This is a genomic window from Oceanobacillus luteolus (assembly GCF_042678205.1).
Classification (GTDB): domain Bacteria; phylum Bacillota; class Bacilli; order Bacillales; family Amphibacillaceae; genus Oceanobacillus; species Oceanobacillus luteolus.
Window position 1 is genome coordinate 142508 of record NZ_JBHUDE010000040.1, and the last position, 24833, is coordinate 167340.

General features: G+C 38.4%; 23 protein-coding genes. All 23 read left to right on the forward strand.

Translation table 11 applies throughout. The annotated features are described in order from the left end of the window. Positions 1-106 precede the first annotated feature (106 nt). The 23 genes from pyrH (at position 107) to ACFSBH_RS08740 (ending at position 24793) form a co-directional block, all read left to right on the forward strand. The gene (gene pyrH, locus ACFSBH_RS08630; RefSeq protein ID WP_251510710.1) at positions 107-829 is read left to right on the forward strand and encodes a UMP kinase; all 723 of its coding nucleotides are present in this window, start codon (positions 107-109) and stop codon (positions 827-829) included. Positions 830-833: 4 nt separating this feature from the next. Next, complete coding sequence (gene frr, locus ACFSBH_RS08635; protein ID WP_251510708.1) at positions 834-1391, forward strand: ribosome recycling factor; 558 nt, start codon at positions 834-836, stop codon at positions 1389-1391. A 272-nt stretch (positions 1392-1663) separates the two neighbouring features. Beyond that, on the forward strand, positions 1664-2425 hold the full coding sequence (locus tag ACFSBH_RS08640; protein WP_251510706.1) for an isoprenyl transferase: 762 nt from the start codon (positions 1664-1666) through the stop codon (positions 2423-2425). A 15-nt stretch (positions 2426-2440) separates the two neighbouring features. Continuing rightward, positions 2441-3232: a phosphatidate cytidylyltransferase gene (locus ACFSBH_RS08645; protein ID WP_251510704.1), complete on the forward strand. Its 792-nt coding sequence runs from the start codon at positions 2441-2443 to the stop codon at positions 3230-3232. A gap of 77 nt (positions 3233-3309) precedes the next feature. Beyond that, positions 3310-4584, forward strand: a complete 1275-nt coding sequence (rseP, locus tag ACFSBH_RS08650; protein WP_379597084.1) for an RIP metalloprotease RseP — start codon at positions 3310-3312, stop codon at positions 4582-4584. A 526-nt stretch (positions 4585-5110) separates the two neighbouring features. Beyond that, complete coding sequence (locus tag ACFSBH_RS08655) at positions 5111-9397, forward strand: PolC-type DNA polymerase III (RefSeq protein ID WP_251510698.1); 4287 nt, start codon at positions 5111-5113, stop codon at positions 9395-9397. Positions 9398-9636: 239 nt separating this feature from the next. Beyond that, positions 9637-10107, forward strand: a complete 471-nt coding sequence (gene rimP, locus ACFSBH_RS08660; protein WP_251510696.1) for a ribosome maturation factor RimP — start codon at positions 9637-9639, stop codon at positions 10105-10107. A 16-nt stretch (positions 10108-10123) separates the two neighbouring features. Further along, positions 10124-11239, forward strand: coding sequence for a transcription termination factor NusA (gene nusA, locus ACFSBH_RS08665; protein ID WP_251510694.1), 1116 nt, complete (start codon positions 10124-10126; stop codon positions 11237-11239). An 11-nt stretch (positions 11240-11250) separates the two neighbouring features. Further along, positions 11251-11523, forward strand: a complete 273-nt coding sequence (rnpM, locus tag ACFSBH_RS08670) for an RNase P modulator RnpM (protein ID WP_251510692.1) — start codon at positions 11251-11253, stop codon at positions 11521-11523. After that, entirely contained in the window at positions 11520-11819 is a 300-nt protein-coding gene (locus ACFSBH_RS08675; protein WP_251510689.1) for a YlxQ family RNA-binding protein, read from the forward strand. The genes rnpM and ACFSBH_RS08675 overlap by 4 nt, the downstream gene beginning before the upstream one ends. Before the next feature lie 20 nt (positions 11820-11839). Then, the gene (infB, locus tag ACFSBH_RS08680; protein WP_251510686.1) at positions 11840-13990 is read left to right on the forward strand and encodes a translation initiation factor IF-2; all 2151 of its coding nucleotides are present in this window, start codon (positions 11840-11842) and stop codon (positions 13988-13990) included. Then, complete coding sequence (locus ACFSBH_RS08685; RefSeq protein ID WP_251510684.1) at positions 13987-14265, forward strand: DUF503 domain-containing protein; 279 nt, start codon at positions 13987-13989, stop codon at positions 14263-14265. The genes infB and ACFSBH_RS08685 overlap by 4 nt, the downstream gene beginning before the upstream one ends. A gap of 40 nt (positions 14266-14305) precedes the next feature. After that, entirely contained in the window at positions 14306-14647 is a 342-nt protein-coding gene (gene rbfA, locus ACFSBH_RS08690) for a 30S ribosome-binding factor RbfA (RefSeq protein WP_251510682.1), read from the forward strand. 162 nt (positions 14648-14809) lie between these two features. Continuing rightward, complete coding sequence (gene truB, locus ACFSBH_RS08695) at positions 14810-15706, forward strand: tRNA pseudouridine(55) synthase TruB (protein WP_379597090.1); 897 nt, start codon at positions 14810-14812, stop codon at positions 15704-15706. A gap of 17 nt (positions 15707-15723) precedes the next feature. Continuing rightward, positions 15724-16659 (forward strand): riboflavin biosynthesis protein RibF, encoded by a 936-nt coding sequence (gene ribF / locus ACFSBH_RS08700; protein ID WP_251510677.1) that lies wholly within the window; start codon positions 15724-15726, stop codon positions 16657-16659. A 136-nt stretch (positions 16660-16795) separates the two neighbouring features. Then, positions 16796-17065 carry a 30S ribosomal protein S15 gene (gene rpsO / locus ACFSBH_RS08705; protein WP_251510675.1) on the forward strand — a complete coding sequence of 90 codons (270 nt, stop codon included), beginning with the start codon at positions 16796-16798 and terminating at the stop codon, positions 17063-17065. Positions 17066-17267: 202 nt separating this feature from the next. Next, positions 17268-19388 (forward strand): polyribonucleotide nucleotidyltransferase, encoded by a 2121-nt coding sequence (gene pnp, locus ACFSBH_RS08710; RefSeq protein WP_251510666.1) that lies wholly within the window; start codon positions 17268-17270, stop codon positions 19386-19388. Between the two features lie 132 nt (positions 19389-19520). Next, positions 19521-20462 (forward strand): polysaccharide deacetylase family protein, encoded by a 942-nt coding sequence (locus ACFSBH_RS08715; RefSeq protein WP_251510658.1) that lies wholly within the window; start codon positions 19521-19523, stop codon positions 20460-20462. Positions 20463-20489: 27 nt separating this feature from the next. Further along, positions 20490-21710 (forward strand): M16 family metallopeptidase, encoded by a 1221-nt coding sequence (locus ACFSBH_RS08720; protein WP_251510651.1) that lies wholly within the window; start codon positions 20490-20492, stop codon positions 21708-21710. Positions 21711-21843: 133 nt separating this feature from the next. Further along, on the forward strand, positions 21844-22089 hold the full coding sequence (locus tag ACFSBH_RS08725; RefSeq protein WP_251510650.1) for a YlmC/YmxH family sporulation protein: 246 nt from the start codon (positions 21844-21846) through the stop codon (positions 22087-22089). 119 nt (positions 22090-22208) lie between these two features. Beyond that, the gene (gene dpaA, locus ACFSBH_RS08730) at positions 22209-23090 is read left to right on the forward strand and encodes a dipicolinic acid synthetase subunit A (protein ID WP_251510649.1); all 882 of its coding nucleotides are present in this window, start codon (positions 22209-22211) and stop codon (positions 23088-23090) included. Beyond that, positions 23087-23674 (forward strand): dipicolinate synthase subunit B, encoded by a 588-nt coding sequence (dpaB, locus tag ACFSBH_RS08735; protein WP_251510648.1) that lies wholly within the window; start codon positions 23087-23089, stop codon positions 23672-23674. Before dpaA ends, dpaB begins: the two co-directional genes overlap by 4 nt. Before the next feature lie 72 nt (positions 23675-23746). After that, positions 23747-24793: an aspartate-semialdehyde dehydrogenase gene (locus tag ACFSBH_RS08740; protein ID WP_251510647.1), complete on the forward strand. Its 1047-nt coding sequence runs from the start codon at positions 23747-23749 to the stop codon at positions 24791-24793. Positions 24794-24833: the final 40 nt, after the last annotated feature.

The following is a 24833-nucleotide window of genomic DNA, read 5'->3' on the forward strand; positions in this document are numbered from 1 at the left end:
ACTTAAATAGGGAACGTATCGTTCCCTATTTTACCATGTTTTTATACAACACCGTATGAATTAGAGTAATTCATTCATAATAATATCGATTGCTATGGAGGTTACTATGACAACAGCAAAGTACCGAAGAATTGTGTTGAAATTAAGTGGAGAAGCATTGAGTGGAGACCAAGGTAATGGAATAGATCCAAAGGTTATCCGGTCAATTGCGAGACAAGTAAAAGAGGTTGTAGACCTTGGGGTAGAAGTTGCCATCGTTGTTGGAGGGGGCAATATTTGGAGAGGAAAAGTCGGTAGTGAAGTAGGAATGGACCGTGCGTCTGCAGACTATATGGGGATGCTAGCTACGGTTATGAACTCACTTGCATTACAGGACGGCCTAGAGACAATTGGAATTCCAACAAGAGTCCAGACATCCATTGAGATGCGCCAGGTTGCAGAGCCGTACATAAGAAGAAAAGCAATTCGCCACTTGGAGAAAAAGCGTGTTGTCATTTTTGCCGCTGGTACAGGAAATCCTTATTTTTCTACAGATACAACTGCTGCACTTAGAGCTGCTGAAATTGAAGCGGAAGTAATTTTAATGGCTAAAAACAATGTGGATGGTGTCTACTCCGATGACCCATTGATTAATAAAGATGCAGTTAAATATGATACACTATCTTATATGGACATGTTAAATGAAGGGCTTGGGGTAATGGATTCCACAGCTTCATCATTATGCATGGATAATAATATTCCTTTAATCGTCTTCTCTATTACAGAAGAAGGGAACATCCTGAAAGTTGTAGAAGGCGAAACAATTGGAACAACAATAAGGGGGAAATAAGACGATGTCAAATACTGTTTTCACAGAAATGAAAGAAAAAATGGAACAGGCTGTTCAAGCATTCTCCAGAAACTTGGCTACTGTAAGAGCTGGAAGAGCGAATCCCAGCCTATTGGACAGTGTGTTTGTTGATTATTATGGTGCTTCTACCCCATTGAATCAACTTGCATCTGTCGGAGCACCGGAAGCTCGTCTGCTAGTTGTAACGCCTTATGATAAAACAGCGCTTGGAGAAATCGAGAAAGCAATTCAAAAGGCAGATCTTGGACTTACACCATCCAATGATGGAAATGTCATTCGAATCAATATTCCTGCACTAACAGAAGAACGAAGAAAAGAACTGGTGAAAGTTGTCGGGAAATTTGCTGAGGAATCACGGGTTCAAGTTCGAAATATTCGCAGAGATGCAAATGACCAATTAAAAGCTTTAGAAAAGCAATCTGAGATTACCGAAGATGAACTACGTAAACTACAAGATGATGTGCAAAAAGAAACCGATCAGTTCATCGGAAAAATTGAACAGCTTGCAAAAGAAAAAGAAAAAGAAATAATGGAAGTTTAACGCAATAACACTTTATTATTAGTTGCAAAACGTGTAAAATTTGAAATAGCCCTCTTTTGATAAAGGGGGCTTTTGTATTCTTATGAGTAAACCGTTATAATGAGAATGATTTACATAATATATCGAAACGCTTCTTTCTGATATGAATAATGAAATAGGCTATACTCGCATATAATTGGTAAATAAAGTTCAAAATATGAAATGTCTTTTCTTTCCTTTACATTATGCATCTAAAAGGATATGACGAAATCAAGAAATTCGGAGGACCTGAGATGTCTATGAAAATACCTTTTATTAAAAGCAAGCAGCAAAGAAACCCAATGGTGAGTTTTTCCGATAATGTCCCAAACCATGTAGCCATTATAATGGATGGAAATGGACGTTGGGCAGAGCAACGCGGATTACCTAGGGTAGCTGGGCATAAAGAAGGTGTGAAAGCAGTCATGAAAGTCGTTCGGGCTGCAAATCAATCAAAGGTTAAAATATTAACTTTGTATGCCTTTTCCACAGAAAATTGGAATCGCCCCAAATCAGAAATCGACTTCATCATGAAGTTACCAAAAGAATTTCTACATGTTTATCTTCCTGAGTTGATGGAAAATAACGTTCGTGTGGAAACGATTGGAGATTTCGACGCACTCCCTGCACATACACAGAAAGCAGTACAATATGCAAAAAACAAAACAAAAGATAATGATGGTCTTTTGCTGAATTTCGCCTTGAATTACGGTAGCAGATACGAAATAATGCAAGCAATTAAACAAATAATGGACGATATTTATGGAAACAAAGTTACACTTGATTCATTAAATGAGGAAATGTTTTCAAAATATCTTTACACGGATGGTTTATCTGATCCAGATTTACTAATACGTACAAGTGGCGAGAAACGATTAAGCAATTTCTTGCTTTGGCAATTGGCATATAGTGAATTTTGGTTCACGGATGTACTTTGGCCTGATATGGATGAAAATATATTTAACGAAGCTATACAGGATTATCAAAAAAGGAAACGACGTTACGGAGGTATTTAAGGTGATGAAAGGTATATGAAGCAACGCATTATAACTGCAATACTAGCATTAATTGTATTCCTGCCAATTGTAATCATTGGAGACCTGCCGTTCACACTATTTATTTATTTGATTGCAACGATAGGATTAATGGAGCTGCTCCGGATGAGACACATCCCGCTCGTTTCTATTCCGGGACTTATAGGGATGATAGGATTATGGCTTATCCTTTTACCGGACCAGTCAGCTATATTTCCAATAGGTTTTCTATCGATAACTGACATATATACTGTCATTATTTTATTTCTACTCGCTTATACTGTATTAGTCCGCAATAAATTCACGTTTGATGAAGCAGGATTTGTTCTGTTGACAACATTATATGTTGGAATAGGCTTTTATTTCTTGGTTGAGACAAGACTGGGAACACAAGGCTTCAGCAATATTCTATTTGCATTTTTTATTATATGGGCAACAGATACAGGTGCATATTTTGTAGGTAGGGCATTGGGGAAAAGGAAACTTTGGCCAGACATTAGTCCGAACAAAACGGTAGAGGGTGCAATTGGTGGTATCCTTGCTGCTGTAATAGTTGCAGTTATTTTCCATTTGATACAGCCATTTCCCCATTCACTAGTTATTGTCATCATCGTATCAATTTTCGCCTCGATAGTAGGACAAGTTGGTGACTTAGTGGAATCTGCGTTTAAACGGAATTATGGAGTGAAAGACTCCGGTAAACTACTGCCAGGACACGGTGGTATATTAGATCGTTTCGATAGCCTGCTTTTTGTTCTGCCTTTCTTACATTTAATCCAATTCATTTAGATGAAAAAAATGCAATTAAAGTATAGAGTAAGTTGAAGAAGTAAGAAATAGATTTTAGATTGAGAGAGGTGCTTCATTTGACCACAGTTATCGCATTTATTTTTATGTTTGGCCTGCTTGTGTTTGTCCATGAATGGGGACACTTGATTTTTGCCAAACGGGCCGGAATGTTGGCTCGTGAGTTTGCAATCGGATTTGGTCCTAAAGTCTTTTCTTTTACGAGAAATGAAACATTGTATACCATACGACTCATTCCAGCAGGTGGATATGTGCGTGTTGCAGGTGAAGACCCTGAAATTATTGAATTAAAACCTGGACATCATATTGGAATTGAGTTTAATGAGAACAATAAAATAGACAAGATTATTGTAAATAATAAGGATAAGCATCCACACGCAAGAGTTATTGAAGTTGAACGGGTGGATTTGGATCATGAATTGATCATCGAGGGATATGAACTTGATGATGAAGATACGAAGCTTACATTCCAGGTGGACGAAAAAGCTTTCTTTATTATGGATGAGCGAGAAACTCAAATAGCTCCGTACAACAGACAATTCGCTTCCAAATCACCTGGACAGCGGGCAATGCAATTATTTGCGGGTCCAATGATGAATTTCTTGCTTGCGATCTTTATTTTTATCATTCTTGGTATTGTTCAAGGGACACAGGTGGAAGAAGCTCGAATGGGAGAAATTATTGAGGATTCCCCGGCAGATGAAGCGGGTTTTGTAACTGGAGATGAAGTTGTCCGTATTGATGATACTCCTATTTCAACTTGGGAGGAATTTACTTCCATCATTCGGGAAAATCCATCTACAGAATTGCAAATGACCGTTTTACGAGACAGTCAAGAAGAGCAGATTGTAGTCATTCCGAATGAAGTTGAATCGGTAAACGAAGTTGGTGAGCCGATTCAAATAGGACAGCTAGGTGTATATCCTGCATATGAAAAGTCTGTCATTGGTACAATTACAAATGGGTTTGAACGTACTTTCGATACCACAAAACTAATACTCACAAATTTAATGATGTTAGTTACAGGGCAGGTTTCAATTGAATTATTATCAGGTCCAGTTGGGATTTATGATGCAACTGATCAAATAGTTCAAACCGGCTTTTGGAATTTCTTACTATGGACAGCAATGCTTAGTGTAAACTTAGGGGTCATCAACTTGGTGCCTCTACCGGCGCTTGATGGTGGAAGATTATTGTTTGTGGGAATTGAATTATTACGTGGCAAACCAGTCCCACCTGAAAAAGAAGGACTTTTCCACTTCGTAGGCTTTGCATTCCTCATGCTACTCATGCTTGTCGTAACATGGAATGACATCCAACGCCTATTCTTGTAATTGGTTCTATCACAGTCCGCAGTCCAAATACCTCTCGCTTTCCGCGGGCGGCTGGGGAGCCTCTTCGAGCGCAAGCGCTCTGTGGGTTCCATTAGGCCTCTGCTCCCGCAGGAGTCTCGAGGTATTTGGACTGCTCACAGTTATTCTATTATTAATATGATTGAATTTTATTTGATATAAAGTGACTATGTATTCTAGAGTTTGTTTTAAAAAGTTTATAAGTGAATGGTTATCGCATTATTTAAATTTGGCTATTGTTACATTTCGGAAAAGCCCCGAAACACCAAAGACGCCTGGAGGATGAGAGGCATTGGTGAGGCCCCACAAGGCGATACTTCCAATAGAAAGTTCAAAGCAAAACCCACAAAACGACAAATTCAATTAAAAAGGTACAAAATCAGAAACCCTTGTCTTATAATAGAGAGCAAGGGTTTTATTACGCATTAGTGGGCTATGCAAAACCTCGCTGAAGAAGTGTTACTTTTTATTATATAGAATGGACTATTATCAAAGGGGAGGAGAAGTAATGGATTTATCCAAACGTGAGAAAATGAATATCCTACTTGAGCAGATAGACATGCCTCAAGATATGATGGATCATTTTTCAAATAGTTTTTTAAATAAATTAGTAGTGATAAAAAATACTAGAGCCTGGCATTTTAATATATATTTAGATTCTATCCTTCCTTTTCAAGTATATGAAGTTTTCCGTTTGAAACTAACCGAAGCTTTCCAAGATATCGCAAAAGTGAATCTAACGATAGAAACTGGAAATACAAATATAACGGAAGATAATTTTACAAGCTATTGGAAAGATTTTCTACAAAACCTACCTCCACTATCGCCTGCGTATAGAGAGTTAGTCGCCCAACAAAAACCGGAAGTAAACAATAATAAGATTATGTTAACTGTTAGAAACGAAGCAGAAGCACAGGCTTTAAAAAACCGTTTAAGTGATGCGATGAAAGAATATTTCTCAAGTATTGGTGCTCCTCATTTGCTGCTTGAATTGAAAGTGGACAATAACTTAGTGGAAATTGAACGGTTTAGAGAGCAGACTGCTCAGGAAGATAAACAAATCGTCATGAAAACGGTGAAAGAAAAGGAGAAACGTGATCAAGCCCGTGTAGAGGATGAAAATAAACCTCTGTTGCTTGGATACCGTATCCCTGATGAACCTATGGCGATGGAAGATATTCAGGACGAGGAAAGAAAAGTTACCATACAAGGATATGTCTTCTCCTGTGAAATAAGAGAACTGAGGTCAGGTAGAAGCCTGCTTATCTTGAAAGCGACAGATTATACCGATTCCCTAGAGATTAAAATGTTCTCGCGTGGGGAAGAAGATGCAGAAAAGTTCAAAGCTGCCAAGAAGGGAATGTGGATAAAGGCTCGAGGAAGCATTCAAACAGATATGTACTCCAATGAATTAGCTATGATGGCGAATGATATTCAACAAGTAGAAGTGAAAGAGCGGGAAGATACTGCACCCGAAGATGAAAAAAGGGTGGAATTTCATGCCCATACTACGATGAGTCAAATGGATGCGGTTGTATCGCCAAGTGCATTAGTTGCTCAAGCTGCAAATTGGGGACATAAAGCTGTGGCAATTACAGACCACGCTGGTGTACAAGGCTTTCCTGAAGCTTATGCAGCAAGTAAAAAACACGGTATAAAAGTGATATACGGTGTGGAAGCAAACTTAGTGGATGATGGTGTGCCTATTGCATACAATCCGAAAGATATTGAATTGGAGGAAGCAAGCTTTGTAGTCTTTGACGTAGAGACAACAGGACTTTCAGCTGTATACGATACGATTATTGAGCTGGCTGCCGTCAGGATACAGCAAGGTGAGATTGTCGATCGTTTCGAATCTTTTGCGAATCCCCATCATGCCCTATCAGAAACAACAATTAATCTGACCGGCATTACGGATGAAATGGTCCAAGACGCACCAGAAGTTGACGACGTCTTAAAAGATTTCCACACATGGATGGGCGAAGATATTTTAGTGGCCCATAACGCAACATTTGATATTGGATTCATTAACCAGGGATTCGAGAAAATCGGACTAGGGAAAGTGGAAAATCCTGTTATTGATACATTAGAACTTGCAAGATTTCTACTTCCACAATTGAAAAATCACCGTCTAAATACATTATGTAAGCATTTGGATATCGAATTGACGCAACATCACCGTGCAATTTATGACGCTGAAGCAACTGGATATTTGACATGGAAATTAGTAAATAAATTGCTTGAACAAGGTATAACGAACCACAATAAGTTAAATGATCATATGGGTGAGGGAGATGCCTACCAACGTTCGCGTCCGTTCCATTGTACAATTATCGCTCAAAATGACACAGGTCTTAAAAACTTATATAAGCTTGTTTCTTATGCACATATTAATTATTTCTATCGAGTACCGCGTATCCCGCGTTCTGTTTTAGAAAGTCATCGTGAAGGATTACTGATTGGTACTGCTTGTGACCAAGGCGAGGTTTTCGAAACAATGATGCAAAAATCTGAGGATGAAGCGGAAAAGGTAGCCGAGTTTTACGATTACATTGAAGTGCAGCCACCTGAGAACTTCACACATTTAATTGAAAAAGAATTGGTTCAAAATGAAGCACAAATCATAGATATTATTAAAAAGCTTGTAAATTTAGGAAGTAGATTGAATAAGCCTGTAGTGGCAACTGGTAATGTCCATTATTTGAATGAAAATGACCAGCAATATCGTCAAATTTTAATCCGTTCACAGGCTGGAAACCCATTAAACAGACATTCATTGCCAAATACTCCGTTCCGGACAACGGATGAAATGTTAAATTGTTTTACATTCCTTGGTAAAGAGAAAGCCTATGAAATTGTAGTGAGCAACACTCAAGAATTAGCTGATCGCCTTGAAAATGTCTCTCCAATAAAAGATGGATTATTTGCACCGACGATTGAAGGCGCTGAAGAAGAGATGAGGGAGTTATGTTATACAAAAGCGAAGGAAATCTATGGTGAAGATTTACCAAAGATAGTAACAGACCGCTTAGAGAAAGAATTAGACAGTATTATCGGTAATGGATTTGCGGTTATCTACTTGATTTCCCATAAACTGGTGAAAAAATCATTGGATGATGGTTATCTTGTAGGTTCACGTGGTTCCGTTGGTTCTTCTTTCGTTGCCACGATGACAGAAATTACAGAAGTAAACCCATTAGTGCCACACTATATATGTCCTTCGTGTCAGTATCATGAGTTTATTACCGATGGATCCTATGCGAGTGGGTTTGATTTACCTGATAAAGCATGTCCAGAATGCGGAGAAAATTTAGCTAAAGACGGACAAGATATCCCGTTTGAAACCTTCTTAGGTTTTAAAGGAGACAAAGTGCCTGATATTGATTTGAACTTCTCCGGTATCTATCAACCAAGGGCGCATAACTATACAAAAGAGCTGTTTGGAGAAGACTATGTTTATCGTGCGGGAACAATCGGTACCGTTGCAGAAAAAACAGCTTATGGATATGTGAAAGGTTATGCGAATGATAATAATCTAAAAATTAAACGGGCAGAGATTGACAGGCTTGTTCAGGGCTGTACCGGTGTAAAACGGACAACTGGGCAACATCCGGGAGGAATCATTGTTGTACCTGACGATAAGGAAATATATGATTTTACTCCAATCCAGTATCCAGCTGATGATAGAAAAAGTGAATGGAAGACAACTCACTTTGACTTCCACTCTATTGATGAGAATCTGTTGAAGCTTGATATTCTGGGACATGATGATCCGACCGTAATTCGTATGCTTCAAGACCTCAGTGGTATCGATCCAAAAGACATTCCGACAGATGATCCCGAAGTGATGAAAATATTCTCGGGTACAGAATCTTTAGGAGTGACTCCAGAACAAATCAATTGTAAAACAGGAACTTTAGGGGTGCCTGAATTCGGTACGAAGTTCGTAAGGCAAATGCTGGAAGATACGAAACCTAGCACATTCGCGGAACTTCTGATTATCTCAGGTCTATCGCATGGTACCGATGTATGGTTAGGGAATGCGCAAGAATTGATTAATGATGGTATATGTGAGTTGTCAGATGTAATTGGTTGTCGTGACGACATTATGGTTTATTTAATGCAAAAAGGGTTAGAACCAGCTTTAGCATTTACCATCATGGAGTCCGTACGTAAAGGCAGAGGACTCAAGGATGAATGGATTGAAGAAATGAGAAAGAACGATGTGCCGAATTGGTACGTTGAGTCCTGTAAAAAGATTAAATATATGTTCCCGAAAGCCCACGCAGCTGCATATGTTTTGATGGCGATCCGGATTGCGTACTTCAAGGTACATCATCCAATTCTTTTCTACGCCGCTTACTTCACAGTTAGGGCAAGCGACTTTGAACTTGATACGATGATAAAAGGTTCGGCAGCACTTAGACAACGAATCGAATCCATAACCGTAAAAGGAAATGATGCTTCACCTAAAGAAAAGTCACTTCTAACCGTGTTAGAAGTTGCTTTGGAAATGTGTGAACGTGGATTCTCTTTCCAAAAAGTTGATTTGTACCGCTCAAGTGCTACTGAGTTTATCGTAGATGGTGACTCGCTTCTTCCTCCGTTTAATGCTGTAGATGGACTTGGAACAAACGCTGCATTAAATATAGTTGAAGCAAGAAAAGATGGAGAATTTTTATCCAAGGAAGATTTACAGGAACGTAGCAGGATTGGAAAATCAGTGTTAGAGTATCTAGAACAGCATGGTGCTTTGGAGGGTATGGAAGAGAAGAACCAATTATCTCTGTTTTAACATATTCCAGTAGACTACTTGCAAACATATTTTACCTATGGTATACTAATTTTCGGAAAGTATCGATTGAACGTTTAAGGAGTGGGTGATAACCCACTCCTTCTTCTTAAGAACTTATTCTTTAATTTTTGTCCCTAGCCCCTTTATATTAGGCTAGGGTTTTATATTGTCACTTTAAATATGAAAAAGATTAAACTTGTACATAATAAGGAATATAGGCTTGTAGAAGGAGGATGACGATGGGTTCAAAAGTAATTGAAACAACAGAAGAACTTGTTAAACCAATTTTAGTAGAAAATGACTTGGAATTAGTTGATATTGAATATGTGAAGGAAGGTAAAAACTGGTTCCTTCGTGTGTTTATTGATAAACCAGGTGGTGTAGATATCACAGAGTGTGGGATGGTGTCGGAAAAACTCAGTGAAAAGCTTGATGCAACTGATCCGATTAAAGAGGCCTATTTTCTCGAAGTTTCTTCACCTGGTGCTGAAAGGCCATTAAAAACAAAACAGGATATTGCTGACAGTGTCGGTAAAAACGTCTATGTAACGTTGTATGAACCAATTAATGGTGAGAAATCGTACGAGGGCATTTTAAAAAAACTTGAAGATGATGTGCTCACCATTGAATACAAAGTGAAGACAATGAAAAAACAGATTGACATACCATATGAAAAAATAGCTAAAGCAAGATTAGCTGTAATGTTCTAATAAGGGGGATTATGAAGTGAGTAGTCAGTTGTTTGATGCAATTGAATTTTTGGCAGAGGAAAAAGGCATTGAGAAGGAAATATTGATAGAAGCTCTTGAAGCTGCTTTAATTTCAGCCTATAAGAAAAACTTTAAGTCTGCCACTAATGTGCGCGTAGAGCTTAATGAAGAAAAAGGAACAATGAAGGTATTCTCCAGAAAGACAATTGTCGATGAAGTGGAGGATACACAACAAGAGATTTCACTTTCAGAAGCGAAACAAATTGACCCCAATTATGAAATTGACGATGTAATTGAGGTTGAAGTGACACCGAAGGACTTTGGACGTATTGCCGCTCAAGCAGCTAAACAAGTTGTAACTCAAAGAGTAAGAGAAGCTGAACGCGGTGTGATCTATTCAGAATACGTTGATCGGGAAGATGACGTAATGACAGGCATTATCCAACGTAAAGACCCAAGATTCGTTTACATTAATTTAGGTAAAATTGAAGCAAAACTTGCTGAAGCTGAACAAATGCCTACAGAAGAATACAATATCCATGATCGAATCAAAGTTTATGTCACAAAGGTTGAAAATACAAGCAAAGGTCCACAGATTTATATTTCTAGATCGCATCCTGGACTTTTAAAACGTCTATTTGAAATGGAAGTCCCTGAAATTTACGATGGAGTAGTAGAGATCAAATCGGTTGCAAGAGAAGCTGGTGACCGTTCGAAAATCTCAGTTTATGCAGATAATCCGGACGTAGATGCAGTTGGATCATGTGTCGGACCAAGAGGTCAGCGAGTCCAAGCAATCGTAGATGAATTGAAAGGTGAGAAAATCGACATCGTGGAATGGGATGAAGATCCTGTTGTATATGTCTCTAACGCACTTAGCCCTTCTAAGGTAATTGAAGTGATCGTGAATGAAGAAGAAAAAGCGACAACGGTGATCGTACCTGATTACCAGCTTTCATTGGCTATTGGTAAACGTGGCCAAAATGCGAGATTAGCTGCAAAATTAACCGGTTGGAAAATCGATATTAAGAGTGAAACGGAAGCTAGAAATCAAGGGCTATTAACAGAAGAAACAGATAACACCGTGGAAGACGAAACTTATTCAATGAATGATAATGATTTATTTGAATAGGGGGAAAGAATATGGCAACAAAACGTAAGATTCCAGAAAGAAAATGCGTCGTTACAGGTGAAATGCGGCCGAAGAAAGAATTGATCCGCATCGTACGCAATAAAGAAGGGGAAGTTTTTGTCGATCCGACAGGTAAGAAAAACGGACGGGGTGCTTATTTGACTGGAAGTTTAGAAGTAATTGATAAGGCAGAAAAAACGAACGTCCTATCCCGTGTGTTGAACACAGAAATTGACCCAGTAATCTATGAAGAGTTAAGGAAACTTGTGGGGACAAATGAATGAAAAATTATTTGAATCTACTCGGACTTGCCTTCCGAGCGGGCAAGTGTTCCACTGGTGAAGATGCAATATTAAGAGATGTACGAAGTCAAAAAGCAAAGCTAGTCATCCTTGCAAAAGACACCGGTGAGCAAACGAAAAAGAAATTAACGGATAAATGCACCTATTATAAGGTTCCATATATCATTGTGGATGAGGATCGGGAAACAATAGCCCATGCAATAGGCAAATCCCAGAGGGTTGCGATCGCTATTCTTGATGCAGGATTTGCAAAGAAAATTAAATCGTTCTTTGGGTAATCAATTTCGGGGGTGAATGTATGACTAAAATGCGTGTATATGAATATGCCAAAAAGAATAACTTGACGAGTAAACAAGTAATAAACCATCTGAAAGATATGGAAGTTGAAGTAACAAATCATATGTCTACAATTTCAGAGAATACAATAAAGTTACTCGATAAAAAATTTAACCCGCAAGAAAGCCAAGGAGAAACTAAACAGAAGAGTAATTCACAATCCAATCAGGCTAAATCTGAACGGCCTAAGTCTTCTGAGAAGAAACAAATTAATAAAGGGAGCCAACAAATGACAGGGAAAAAAGAGCAAAACAAGCAAAGTAAACCTAACAACAACAGAAATCGAAATCATAATCAAAAGAGAAGAAAAGGTAATCAGAGAGGCAGACAGCAACAAGTTCAACCTGCACCTGATTTAACACCTGACAAAATCACATATAGCAGCACTTTAACTGTAAGTGATCTTGCAAGCAAGCTGCATAAGAAAGAATCTGAAATCATTAAAAAGCTCATGTTCATGGGAGTAATGGCTACGAAAAACCAGGACTTGGACGACGATACCATTGAATTGATCTGCAGTGAATATGGTGTGGAAGTCGAGAAAGAAATTGTGTTAGAAGATACTGATTTTGAAAAGTATAAAGTAGAAGAAAAAGAAGAGGATCTAAAAGAAAGGCCAGCTGTCGTTACTATTATGGGACACGTTGACCATGGTAAAACTACGACCTTAGATTCTATCCGTCAAACAAAGGTAACTGCAGGAGAAGCTGGGGGAATTACTCAGCATATCGGAGCTTATCAAGTTGAAGTAAATGATAAGAAAATCACATTCCTTGATACACCTGGACACGCAGCTTTCACAAGCATGCGTTCACGTGGTGCACAAGTAACGGATATTGCTATCTTAGTTGTTGCAGCGGATGATGGAGTCATGCCTCAAACCGTTGAAGCAATTAATCACGCGAAGGCTGCAGAGGTTCCAATTATCGTTGCTGTGAATAAAATGGATAAAGAAACAGCGAATCCAGACCGAGTCATGCAAGAATTGACGGAATATGAGTTGATACCTGAGGACTGGGGTGGAGATACAATATTTGTTAATATCTCGGCAATCAAGCACGATGGAATCGATGACCTCCTTGAAATGGTATTACTTGTTGCTGAAGTGGAAGAATTGAAGGCGAATCCTGATGCCAATGCATCTGGTACTGTTATTGACGCAGAGCTTGATAAAGGTAAAGGGCCAGTTGCTACGCTACTTGTACAAAATGGAACGCTGCATGTTGGGGACGCACTCGTAGTTGGAAACACATACGGCCGTGTAAGAGCAATGGTTAATGATGAGGGTAACCGTGTAGAAGTGGCAGGACCATCTACTCCTGTTGAAATTACAGGATTGAATGATGTTCCACAAGCCGGAGATCAATTCCTCGTATTTGAAGATGAGAAAAAAGCAAGACAAATTGGGGAAGCTCGTCAACAAAAATTCATTGTTGAAAATCGTGGTGCCCAATCGAAAGTCAGTCTTGATGATTTGTTCGAACAAATCAAACAAGGTGATATGAAGGATTTAAATATTATCATTAAAGCAGATGTACAAGGATCTGCAGAAGCACTTTCCTCATCCCTGAAGAAGATCGAGGTGGAAGGTGTTAAAGTTAAAATTATCCATACTGGAGTTGGAGCAATAACAGAATCCGATATTATTTTGGCATCAGCATCAAATGCCATCATTATAGGATTCAACGTTAGACCAGATGTGAATGCAAGAAACGCTGCAGAAAGAGAAAAAGTTGATGTGAGATTGCATCGTGTAATTTATAAAGCCATTGAAGAGATAGAAGCAGCGATGAAAGGAATGCTTGATCCAGAGTATGAGGAGAAAGTAATCGGACAAGCGGAAGTTCGTGAAACATTTAAGGTATCTCGTATCGGTACAATTGCTGGAAGTTATGTGACCGATGGTAAAATCACAAGAGATGCCGGTGTTCGGATTATCCGTAACGGAGTAGTCTTATTTGAAGGTGAAATCGAAGCATTGAAACGATTTAAAGATGATGTCCGAGAAGTGGCACAGAACTATGAATGTGGAATTACAATCACTAACTTTAACGATATCAAAGAAGGAGATATCATCGAAGCGTTTATTATGGAGGAAATCAAACGTACATGATTTTATACGCTGAAGTAGAATGTTTTTTCTATGATGGGAATTCGCTGAAGGATAAGCGTTCCATCTTGAAGAGATTGTTTGCCAAATTGACGAATGATCATAATGTGGCTGTAGCTGAATTAGATTATCAAGATTTATGGCAACGGACAAAGTTCGGAATCGTGACTATCTCATCCAATTCGAATCATGCTGAGAAGGTGATTCAACAAGTATTGAGGATTGTAGATCAATTTCCAGAACTGGAGCGCACTATAACTACCGTTGATAAACTATAACTCTTCAAATAATTAAATGATTCACTAATGAGGTGATAACATGTCTGAATTACGTGCCAATCGTGTTGCCGAACAAATGAAGAAAGAACTGGGCGAGATTTTAACAGCAAAAATAAAAGATCCTAGAGTTGGATTTGTTACGGTGACTGATGTAGAAGTTACTGGTGACTTACAACAAGCAACCATTTATATCTCAGTATTAGGGACGGATAAAGAGAAACAAGAAACACTTCTTGGGCTCACGAAAGCTAAGGGATTTATCCGTTCGGAGATTGGTAAAAGAATCCGTCTCAGAAAAACTCCTGAGCTCCTTTTTGAATTTGATGAAGCATATGAATATGGGAACCGGATTGAAACCATTCTCAGGGATCTGAATAAATAATGGAGATTCTGACTCCTCGTTCTTATTTTCTCAAGCAGAGACTGCGAAATGGATTGGTCCTCACCTAAAAGATGGTTTTAGATGAGGATCAACTATTCGATTTGAAGAGTCAGAACTTTTCATTGCCCTTTTTTATTTATATGAGTTATGGGAGTGAATAAAATGGATGGAATCCTTCCATTATGGAAGCCAAGAGGTTGGACTTCCCATGATTGCGTTATGAAAATACGCAAAATCTTTAAAACTAAAAAAGTCGGCCATACCGGAACTTTAGACCCTGAAGTAGAAGGGGTCCTTCCTATTTGTATTGGTCAAGCTACTAAAATTGTGCCTTATTTAATGGATACGAAAAAGGTATATATCGCAGAAGTGCAACTTGGCAAAACAACGGAAACGGAAGACAGCTATGGGGAAGTAGTAGAGACAGCGGAAGTAAATTCCATGCCTTCTCTAGAACAGATCGACAAAGTGCTTCAATCATTCCTTGGTGACACAATACAAATCCCGCCAATGTATTCTGCAGTAAAAGTGAATGGAAAGAAATTATATGAATATGCGCGAGCCAACGAATCGGTCGAACGTCCAAAAAGGACCATCCATATTTATTCGATTGATCGATTAATGGTTAATGAAGAGGACCATAGTATCAAATTTCAGGTAACATGTTCAAAGGGAACTTATATCAGAACGCTTTGTGTTGATATCGGAAAAAAACTCGGTTTTCCCGCACATATGTCTTTTCTTGAAAGAATTAAAACCGGAAGCTTCGATAAAGACGGTTCATACACATTCGATGATATCCATCAGGCTCAGGAGGAAGATAAACTCCAAAAATTATTGCAGCCGATTGTGTCAGGATTGAATCACTTATCACAAATTGAAGTGGATGAATATATAAAACAAAAGATTTCATATGGACAAAAGTTACCGATGCCAGATAAGATTCCGGAGAGCAATCCATTTCTTATGATGCATCAAGATGAATTGTTAGCTATTTATCAACTGCATGAAAAGAATGAGCATGAAATAAAACCGGTCCGGATCTTTAAAGCTTTATAAAAAGTAGGTGAATTGACGTGAGAACATTCGAGTTGACTTATCCACATCATTTTGAAGTGGATGATATGCCCGAAACCGTATGTGCCATAGGTTTTTTTGACGGTATACATAAAGGACATCAGCAAGTCATTGGTAAAGCTGTACAAGTCGCGCAAGAAAACGGCATGGAAAGTGCTGTGATAACTTTTCACCCACATCCATCGGTTGTCTTGAAAAAAGGAACAAGACATGTGCAATACATTACACCTTTGCGAGAAAAGCAAGAAATTCTGCAAAAGATGAATGTGGACAGATTATATATAATCGAGTTTAATAAAGAACTATCTGGGCTAAGTCCGCAAGAATTTATCGATCATTTTATTATCGGTTTGAACATAAAACACCTTGTAGCAGGTTTTGATTATAGTTTTGGACATAAAGGGTCAGGGAATATGACGAATATTTCCGACTATACCCGTGGTAAATTTGACTATACTGTTATCGATAAAGTTACCTTGGATGACGAGAAGGTGAGTTCAACACGTATCAGAGAACTGTTGAAACAAGGAAATGTTGAAACAGTTAATAAATTGCTCAAAAGGCCATTGAAGTACACAAGCGTCGTGATACGTGGAGCACAACGAGGAAGAGATCTTGGGTATCCTACTGCAAACCTAAGAATAGTTGAAGATGCTTTACTTCCTAAAATCGGTATATATGCTGTAAGAGTCATTTATAAAAACGCTGTGTATGAAGGTATGGCAAGTATCGGGACAAACCCGACATTCAAAGAGGATCAAGGTAATTTATCAGTTGAAGTGAATATCTTTGATTATAATAACGACTTATATGGGGAAGAATTACAAATAGAATGGCATAAATTTATCCGTGAGGAACAGGTGTTCCCGGATGCTGAAAGCTTAATCGAACAACTAGCCCGTGATGAAGTTGACATTCGAAATTATTTCCACTAATTATTTTTAAGTGTAAACCTTGATTTTTTTGTCGAGGAAAGATATACTGATAAAGATAAACCATCTCTTGGCAAATCGTAACTCCGACGATTGCTAGGTGACTGGGGTTAATTTTAAGATATAGGAGGTGGACCCAATGGCGATTTCACAAGAACGTAAAAATGAACTGATCAATGAATTTAAAGTTCACGAAACTGATACTGGTTCTCCTGAAGTACAAATTGCTGTACTTACAGAAGAAATCAATCTACTGAATGAGCATCTTCGTGTTCATAAGAAAGATCATCACTCACGCCGCGGTCTGTTTAAAATGGTTGGTAAACGTCGTAACCTATTAAACTACCTACGTAACAAAGATGTTACACGTTACCGCGATTTAATTCAAAAACTTGGTCTACGTCGATAATATTTTTAGAGAAAGCAGGAGAAATCCTGCTTTTTCTTTTAATTAAAATTAGTTGATGGATGGCTCATGAATAGACTTACAGTTTGATTCTCATACTACTATCGTTTATTCTAGAGTAAGAATGACTGTTTTTAGGAAAGCGGATGATTTTCCGATTTAATACATTAAAGATGATGTTGTATTGAAAGGAGCACTATATTAGATGGCAGAAGAAAAACAAATTTTTTCCACAGAAATTTCAGGCTCTACGTTCAGAGTAGAAATAGGAGAGCTTGCAAAACAGGCTGGTGGAGCGGCGATGATCCACTATGGAGATACTTCGGTGCTTGCAGTAGCTACAAGTTCAAAGGAACCAAAGGACTTACCTTTCTTTCCTCTAACAGTGAACTATGAAGAACGATTATATGCGGTTGGTAAAATTCCAGGTGGTTTTATTAAACGGGAAGGAAGACCGAGTGAAAAGGCTATTCTTGCATCTCGCCTCATCGACCGTCCAATCCGTCCTCTGTTTCCAGATGGGTATCGTAATGAAGTACAGGTTATCAGTACAGTAATGAGTGTAGACCAAGACTGTTCTTCAGAAATTGCTGCTATGATTGGATCATCAATTGCATTAAGTATATCCAACATTCCTTTTAAAGAACCGATTGCTGGAGTGCAAGTTGGACGAGTTGATGGGAAATTCATTATTAACCCTACTGTTGAGCAACAGGAAAAAAGTGATATTGAACTGACAGTTGCTGGAACAAAAGATGCCGTCAACATGGTTGAAGCAGGAGCTGAAGAAGTATCAGAAGAAGTGATGCTTGAAGCAATCATGTTCGGACATGAAGAAATCAAACGTTTAGTAGCATTTCAGGAAGAAATCATTTCCAAATTGACGATTGAAAAATCTGAAGTGGAGTTATTTGAACTGAATGAAGAGTTGAGTAAGGAACTTGAAAAAGAAGCAAAAGAGAAACTTACTGCAGCTATTCAAGTGAAGGAAAAACATGAACGAGAAGATGCTATTAAAGCGGTGAAGGACGAAATTTTAGCGAAGTATGATGAGGAGACGGAAGCAGAGACCCTTGAACAAGCAAAAAGTATTCTTGATGAAATGGTAAAAGAAGAGGTTCGTCGTCTAATTTCTCAAGAAAAAATTCGTCCTGATGGAAGAAAACCAAATGAGATTCGCCCACTTTCCAGTCGTGTTTCTATATTGCCACGTACTCACGGATCAGGTCTTTTCACACGTGGTCAAACACAAGCATTAAGTGTTTGTACTTTAGGTGCGTTAGGTGACGTGCAAATATTGGATGGGTTGGACTTGGAAGAATCAAAACGATTTATGCACCATTACAACTTCCCACAGTATAGTGTAGGTGAAACTGGTCCAATGCGTGGTCCTGGTAGAAGGGAAATCGGACACGGAGCTTTAGGTGAACGAGCACTAGAAAAAGTGATTCCTTCTGAAAAAGACTTCCCGTATACGATTAGACTTGTATCTGAAGTACTTGAATCTAATGGATCCAGTTCGCAAGCGAGTATTTGCGCAAGCACATTGGCACTAATGGATGCAGGTGTACCTATCAAAGCTCCAGTTGCCGGAATCGCGATGGGCCTTGTAAAAACTGGAGATGACTATACAATTCTTACAGATATTCAAGGGATGGAAGACGCTCTTGGCGATATGGACTTCAAGGTAGCAGGTACCGAGAAAGGGATTACTGCGCTCCAAATGGATATCAAAATTGAAGGATTATCTCAACAAATTTTAGAAGAAGCACTCGAACAAGCGAAAAATGGCCGTATGCAAATTTTAAAATCAATGCTTGAGACGATATCTCAACCTAAGCATGAACTATCACCATTTGCACCTAAAATTATGACCATGTCCATCAACCCTGATAAAATCCGTGATGTGATTGGACCAAGTGGAAAACAAATCAATCAAATCATTGATGAAACGGGAGTTAAAATCGACATTGAACAAGACGGTAAAATTTATATCTCTTCTACCGATCAGACTATGAACGATAAAGCTAAAAAGATTATTGAAGATATTGTTCGTGAAGTTGAAGTAGGACAAATGTATCTTGGTACGGTGAAGCGTATTGAGAAATTCGGCGCCTTCGTTGAATTATTTAAAGGAAAAGATGGATTAGTCCATATATCTGAGCTTCAAATTGAACGGACCAACAAAGTGGAAGACGTCGTATCGATTGGTGATGAAATTCTTGTTAAGGTCAAAGAAATTGATAACCAAGGTCGTGTAAACCTTTCAAGAAAAGCAGTTCTTCTTGAAGAAAAAGAAAGAAAAGAAAAAGCTAATCAAGAATAAACGGAAAATGGGATAGAAATCCCGTTTTCTACCCAAGATAAAAAGAAGCTGATTGATTAATTTCAGTTTCTTTTTTTAGTGTTTGCATACCTTGTCCCATTACAGCATAAATTGAGTGCAGGGGGAGGTATTATGCAAACATATAAAAAGTATGTCAATCTACTATTATTTATTCTCATCATAGTTTCTGCCTTCAGAATAGAACCTCAAGACTTTCAATGGAATGTACTGCCGGTAGTTCAGTTAAGCGCTGACGCATTATATGAAGAACTCGTTGAAAAGGCGGACGATGAACAATATTACGAAGCCCCTTCCGAACCATATATTGACCGTGTCTGGAAAAAGACACCAGGCAGGAACGGAAGGAAAATTAATGTTGAACAATCCTATGAAAAAATGAAGGAAACTGGAGTATTTGATGAGGACTTACTTGTATTTGACCAAATTGAACCGAGTGTGACATTAGCAGATCTAGGTCCATCACCTATTTACCGTGGACATCCAGAGAAGATGATGGTTTCTTTTATGATAAATGTTTCTTGGGGCGGTGAACATATACCCGCTATTTTAAATACCCTTCAGGAACATAAGGTTAAAGCAAACTTTTTTATAGAAGGAAAATGGGCAAGAGAAAATCCTGACCTAGTGAAGATGATTGCTGAGAAAGGTCATTTGATCGGAAATCATGCATACAACCATCCAGATATGGCTAGAATAAATTTATCGGAAATACAGACGCAAATCAAACAAACAAATGAGATCCTTACGGCCATTCTCGATGATACTCCATTATATTTCACCCCGCCTAGCGGTAGCTTTAATGATCAGGTTGTGAAGGTTGCTGCCGAGGAAGGAATGGAGACTGTTCTTTGGACAACAGACACGATAGATTGGAAGAAACCTTCTGTTTCTGTTATGATAAATCGAGTAAGCAACAAAGTTCACCCTGGTGCCATTATTTTAATGCATCCAACACCAGTCATTGCTGAAGGGCTAGGCGAATTAATCACACTCCTTAAAGAGAAGGATTATCGATTAGGGAGGCTCGATACGCTGTTCAGTACGGAAAGATAATTAGGAGGATATATAGGGGGAGTAATATTGATTCAAAAACATCAAAGTAAAAATGGGCTAAGAATTGTGTTGGAAAGTATCCCTACCGTTCGTTCAGTCACAATAGGAATTTGGATACTGACCGGTTCACGAAATGAAAATATAGAAAATAACGGTATCGCCCATTTCATCGAGCATATGTTATTTAAGGGAACAAAGAAACGGACTGCACAGGATATTGCGGAGGCCTTTGATTCTATTGGCGGGCAGATTAATGCATTTACTGCAAAGGAATATACCTGCTTCTATGCAAAGGTTCTCGACACCCATAAGGAGCTGGCTCTAGAGATATTGGCTGATATGTTCTTCAACTCCAAATTCGATGAAGAAGAAATGGAGCGGGAGAAAAAAGTTGTTTATGAAGAAATTAAAATGTATGAGGATACACCAGATGATATTGTTCACGATATCTTAGCGCAAGCAGCCTTTGGTGATCATCCATTAGGATTTCCTATCATAGGTTCAGAAAAACAATTAAAAACATTCAATCCTGAACTATTAAGGGAGTATACACATTCCCACTATACCCCTGAAAATATTGTTATTTCTGTTGCAGGAAATGTTGATGATTCATTTATACACACCATCGATGGATATTTTGGATCTTTTTCTGGTGCCGAACAACATGATAGTAAAGCGGTACCTGTATTTGTTGCGGATTCAATTAATCGCAAGAAAGATACAGAACAAGCGCATTTTTGTTTAGGCTATGAAGGCCTGCCAATTAATGATCCATCAACATATAGTTTGATTATACTCAACAATATATTAGGTGGAAGCATGAGTTCCCGACTGTTTCAAGAGGTTCGTGAAAAGCAAGGACTTGCTTATTCTGTATTCTCTTACCATACTTCTTATCTCGATCAAGGATTGCTGACAATTTATGCTGGTACGGGTAACGATCAATTAAATAAATTAAAACAGACGATTACCGATTCGATAGAACAACTTACGGAAAAAGGGATTACAGATAAAGAATTACATAATAGTAAGGAACAACTGAAGGGAAATCTTGTACTAAGTTTGGAAAGCACAAATAGCAGGATGAGCAGGAATGGCAGAAATGAGCTGCTGTTAAGGAAACATCGTTCTTTGGATGAAATGATTCAAGAAATTGATCGGGTTTCTCAAAGTTCTATACGTTCTGTAATCGACAAGGTGTTTCTAACAAAGCCAGCTACAGCGATTATTGCATCTGATCAAAATTAATAATGTACATATTTACAGCGAGCCTAATATTTGGCTCGCTTTTTTAATGTCTTTCACTTGGTACAGCTAATTTAGTGATAAATGTTCATGAATTACTCAACAAGAGCATAAAATTAATGAGGAGGTCATGGACATGCGCTTTAAGGAAATCAGTGGAAAAGAAATTATTGATGTGAATCAAGGAGTTAAACTAGGGGTGCTTGGCCAATCGGATTTGGAAATCGATGAACAAACCGGACAGATTGAAGCTTTCATCGTACCAAGTTATAAATGGTTCGGATTGAAAAAGGAAAGTGATGAAGTCTTAATCCGATGGAGAAATATCAAAGTGATTGGAGAAGATATGATTGTAGTGGAATCGGATAGTCTCAGCGACTAATTAGGCTGATATCGGCAGATATCAGCCTTTTTTTATTTATTGACTGGTTGGGAATCACTCTAAACTACTATCATCATATTCTATATAGAGAAAATCATGTTTGGAGGTTAGAGGCAATAATGGAGCAACTCATTGCTGTAATTGGTGGTGATGCCCGCTATCTGGAATTAATTCGCCAGATGCAAGCATTGCCAAACGTTTCCATTGTTCTAGTTGGCTACGATAAATTAGAACAAAGCTTTACAGGTTTAAAACAGACTGATTTTAATGAGATCCAGCCTGCTGATCTTGATGTTGTCATTTTACCGATTACTGGTACGGATGAATACGGTAATATAGAGGCTGTTTTTTCTGATCGGCCAATTCAATTGACTGAGGATTGGTTTAAACAATTAGATAAATCAGCAATCATTTTTACAGGTATGGCAAATCCTTATTTAACCGAAGTAACGGAACAAGTTGGATTAGAACTCGTACCCTTGCTCAACCGGGATGACGTAGCAATCTACAATTCCATACCGACAGCAGAAGGTGCGATCATGATGGCGATTGAGCATACAGATTACACGATACATTCTTCAAAAGTGGTGGTGACCGGCTTTGGAAGGATCGGTCATACAATCGCTAACAAATTTTCAAGTCTTGGTGCGAAGGTTAGTGTAGCTTCCCATCATCTAAGTGACCTCGCAAGAATCACAGAAATGAATCTTCATGCTATACCTTTGGACCAATTGACGGAACATCTGGATAATTGTGATATCTTAATCAATACCATACCAGCTCTCGTCATTAAGCAAGAAGCGATAGAGAAGTTGCCTGCCCACACAGTTATTATTGATTTAGCATCAAAACCCGGCGGCACTGATTTTGAATTTGCAAATAAACGGGGGATTAAAGCAATATTGGCAAAGAGTCTTCCAGGAGTCGTCGCACCAAAGACATCAGGAAAAATATTAGCAAATGTAATCATACAGATTTTAGAAGGAAGGAGATTGGCATGACACTGTCAGGAATGAAAATTGGATTTGGTGTTACGGGATCTCATCATTCCCATGTATTTGTGTTTAAGGAACTTACCCGGTTGGTTGAAGAAGGGGCTGAAGTATATCCGTTCATAACTGATGCAGTAAAAGTGACAGATACTGTGCATGGAAAAGCTGAGGATAAAATTAAAAAGCTGGAAGATATTACAGGAAATCCCGTTGTGTCCACGATTGTCGAAGCAGAACCATTCGGACCGAAGAATCCTCTGGATTGTATGGTAATTGCTCCTCTAACAGGAAATTCAATGAGTAAATTTGCGAATGCTCATACCGATAATGCGGTTTTAATGGCTGCTAAATCAACATTAAGAAATGATTCACCTGTCGTTTTAGGAGTTTCCACCAATGATGCTTTGGGTTTGAATGGGATGAATCTCATGAAGTTAATGGCGACAAAAAATATATTTTTTGTTCCATTCGGTCAAGATGATCCTTATAAGAAGCCAAATTCCCTTGTTGCAGACTGGCCATCCCTTATTGATACAGTTGAATATGCTGTAAAAAAACAACAGATTCAACCTGTTCTTATTTCATTTGGTTGAAAATAATGTTATAATTAACAGCTAATAATATAATAATATAATAATTTGTACAATTGAAGGGAGAAACCAGAAATGGCAGTAAAAAATGCTTATAATATAGCTGTTGTTGGGGCGACTGGAGCTGTAGGCACAAAAATTTTAGAAACATTAGAGAAGACTGAATTCCCAGTGAATGAATTGAAGGTTTTAGCATCTAAACGTTCAGCGGGAAAAACTGTCCAATTTGCTAATAATGATTATGTAATTGAGGAAGCTACTCCTGAAAGTTTTTCCGGGGTTGATATTGCATTATTTTCTGCTGGCGGGTCTGTATCTAAAGCTTTGGCTCACGAAGCAGTACAACGTGGAGCGGTTGTCGTAGATAATACGAGTGCATTCAGAATGGCTGAAAATGTACCTCTTGTTGTTCCTGAAGTGAATGAACAAGACATCGAGAGCCACCAAGGAATCATAGCAAACCCGAATTGCTCCACCATTCAAATGGTCGCAGCATTAAAACCGATCAAAGACGCATTTGGACTCTCGAGAATCATTGTTTCCACTTATCAAGCTGTATCGGGTGCAGGGGATCAAGCGATTGCTGAATTGGAAGAGCAAACAGCACAACATCTTAATGGTGATGCAATGGAAGCAAACATATTGCCAGTAAAATCTGAGGCAAAGCATTACCCAATTGCATTTAACGCACTTCCGCAAATCGATGTGTTCTCCGAGGGAGGATACACTCTAGAAGAATGGAAAATGATCAACGAGTCGAAAAAGATTTTGCATGATGAAGATTTATCTGTTGCAGCGACATGTGTTCGTTTACCGGTATTCACTTCACATGCGGAAAGCGTATATATTGAAATTGATAAAGATAATGTTAGAGTTGAAGATTTCTGGAAAGTCCTAGAAACTGCACCAGGTGTAATCTTGGAGGATCGTCCTGCTGAACAAGTATATCCTACTCCGTTATCTTCAGCGGATAAAGATGAAGTCTTTGTTGGACGTGTCAGAAGAGACCCTGATAAATCAAACGGTTTCCACTTATGGATTGTATCTGACAATCTCGTAAAAGGTGCTGCCTTAAACACTGTGCAGATTGCTCATTCATTAGTTAAAAACAATTGGTTATAAAGAACTGAAACGGCAGCTATAATTACATTCATCATATAGA

Coding starts and splice junctions, on each gene's coding strand:
- pyrH (WP_251510710.1), top strand. CDS start 107: ATGACAACAGCAAAGTACCGAAGAATTGTGTTGAAATTAAGTGGAGAA.
- frr (WP_251510708.1), top strand. CDS start 834: ATGTCAAATACTGTTTTCACAGAAATGAAAGAAAAAATGGAACAGGCT.
- ACFSBH_RS08640 (WP_251510706.1), top strand. CDS start 1,664: ATGTCTATGAAAATACCTTTTATTAAAAGCAAGCAGCAAAGAAACCCA.
- ACFSBH_RS08645 (WP_251510704.1), top strand. CDS start 2,441: ATGAAGCAACGCATTATAACTGCAATACTAGCATTAATTGTATTCCTG.
- ACFSBH_RS08655 (WP_251510698.1), top strand. CDS start 5,111: ATGGATTTATCCAAACGTGAGAAAATGAATATCCTACTTGAGCAGATA.
- rimP (WP_251510696.1), top strand. CDS start 9,637: ATGGGTTCAAAAGTAATTGAAACAACAGAAGAACTTGTTAAACCAATT.
- rnpM (WP_251510692.1), top strand. CDS start 11,251: ATGGCAACAAAACGTAAGATTCCAGAAAGAAAATGCGTCGTTACAGGT.
- ACFSBH_RS08675 (WP_251510689.1), top strand. CDS start 11,520: ATGAAAAATTATTTGAATCTACTCGGACTTGCCTTCCGAGCGGGCAAG.
- infB (WP_251510686.1), top strand. CDS start 11,840: ATGACTAAAATGCGTGTATATGAATATGCCAAAAAGAATAACTTGACG.
- ACFSBH_RS08685 (WP_251510684.1), top strand. CDS start 13,987: ATGATTTTATACGCTGAAGTAGAATGTTTTTTCTATGATGGGAATTCG.
- rbfA (WP_251510682.1), top strand. CDS start 14,306: ATGTCTGAATTACGTGCCAATCGTGTTGCCGAACAAATGAAGAAAGAA.
- truB (WP_379597090.1), top strand. CDS start 14,810: ATGGATGGAATCCTTCCATTATGGAAGCCAAGAGGTTGGACTTCCCAT.
- rpsO (WP_251510675.1), top strand. CDS start 16,796: ATGGCGATTTCACAAGAACGTAAAAATGAACTGATCAATGAATTTAAA.
- pnp (WP_251510666.1), top strand. CDS start 17,268: ATGGCAGAAGAAAAACAAATTTTTTCCACAGAAATTTCAGGCTCTACG.
- ACFSBH_RS08715 (WP_251510658.1), top strand. CDS start 19,521: ATGCAAACATATAAAAAGTATGTCAATCTACTATTATTTATTCTCATC.
- ACFSBH_RS08725 (WP_251510650.1), top strand. CDS start 21,844: ATGCGCTTTAAGGAAATCAGTGGAAAAGAAATTATTGATGTGAATCAA.
- dpaA (WP_251510649.1), top strand. CDS start 22,209: ATGGAGCAACTCATTGCTGTAATTGGTGGTGATGCCCGCTATCTGGAA.
- dpaB (WP_251510648.1), top strand. CDS start 23,087: ATGACACTGTCAGGAATGAAAATTGGATTTGGTGTTACGGGATCTCAT.
- ACFSBH_RS08740 (WP_251510647.1), top strand. CDS start 23,747: ATGGCAGTAAAAAATGCTTATAATATAGCTGTTGTTGGGGCGACTGGA.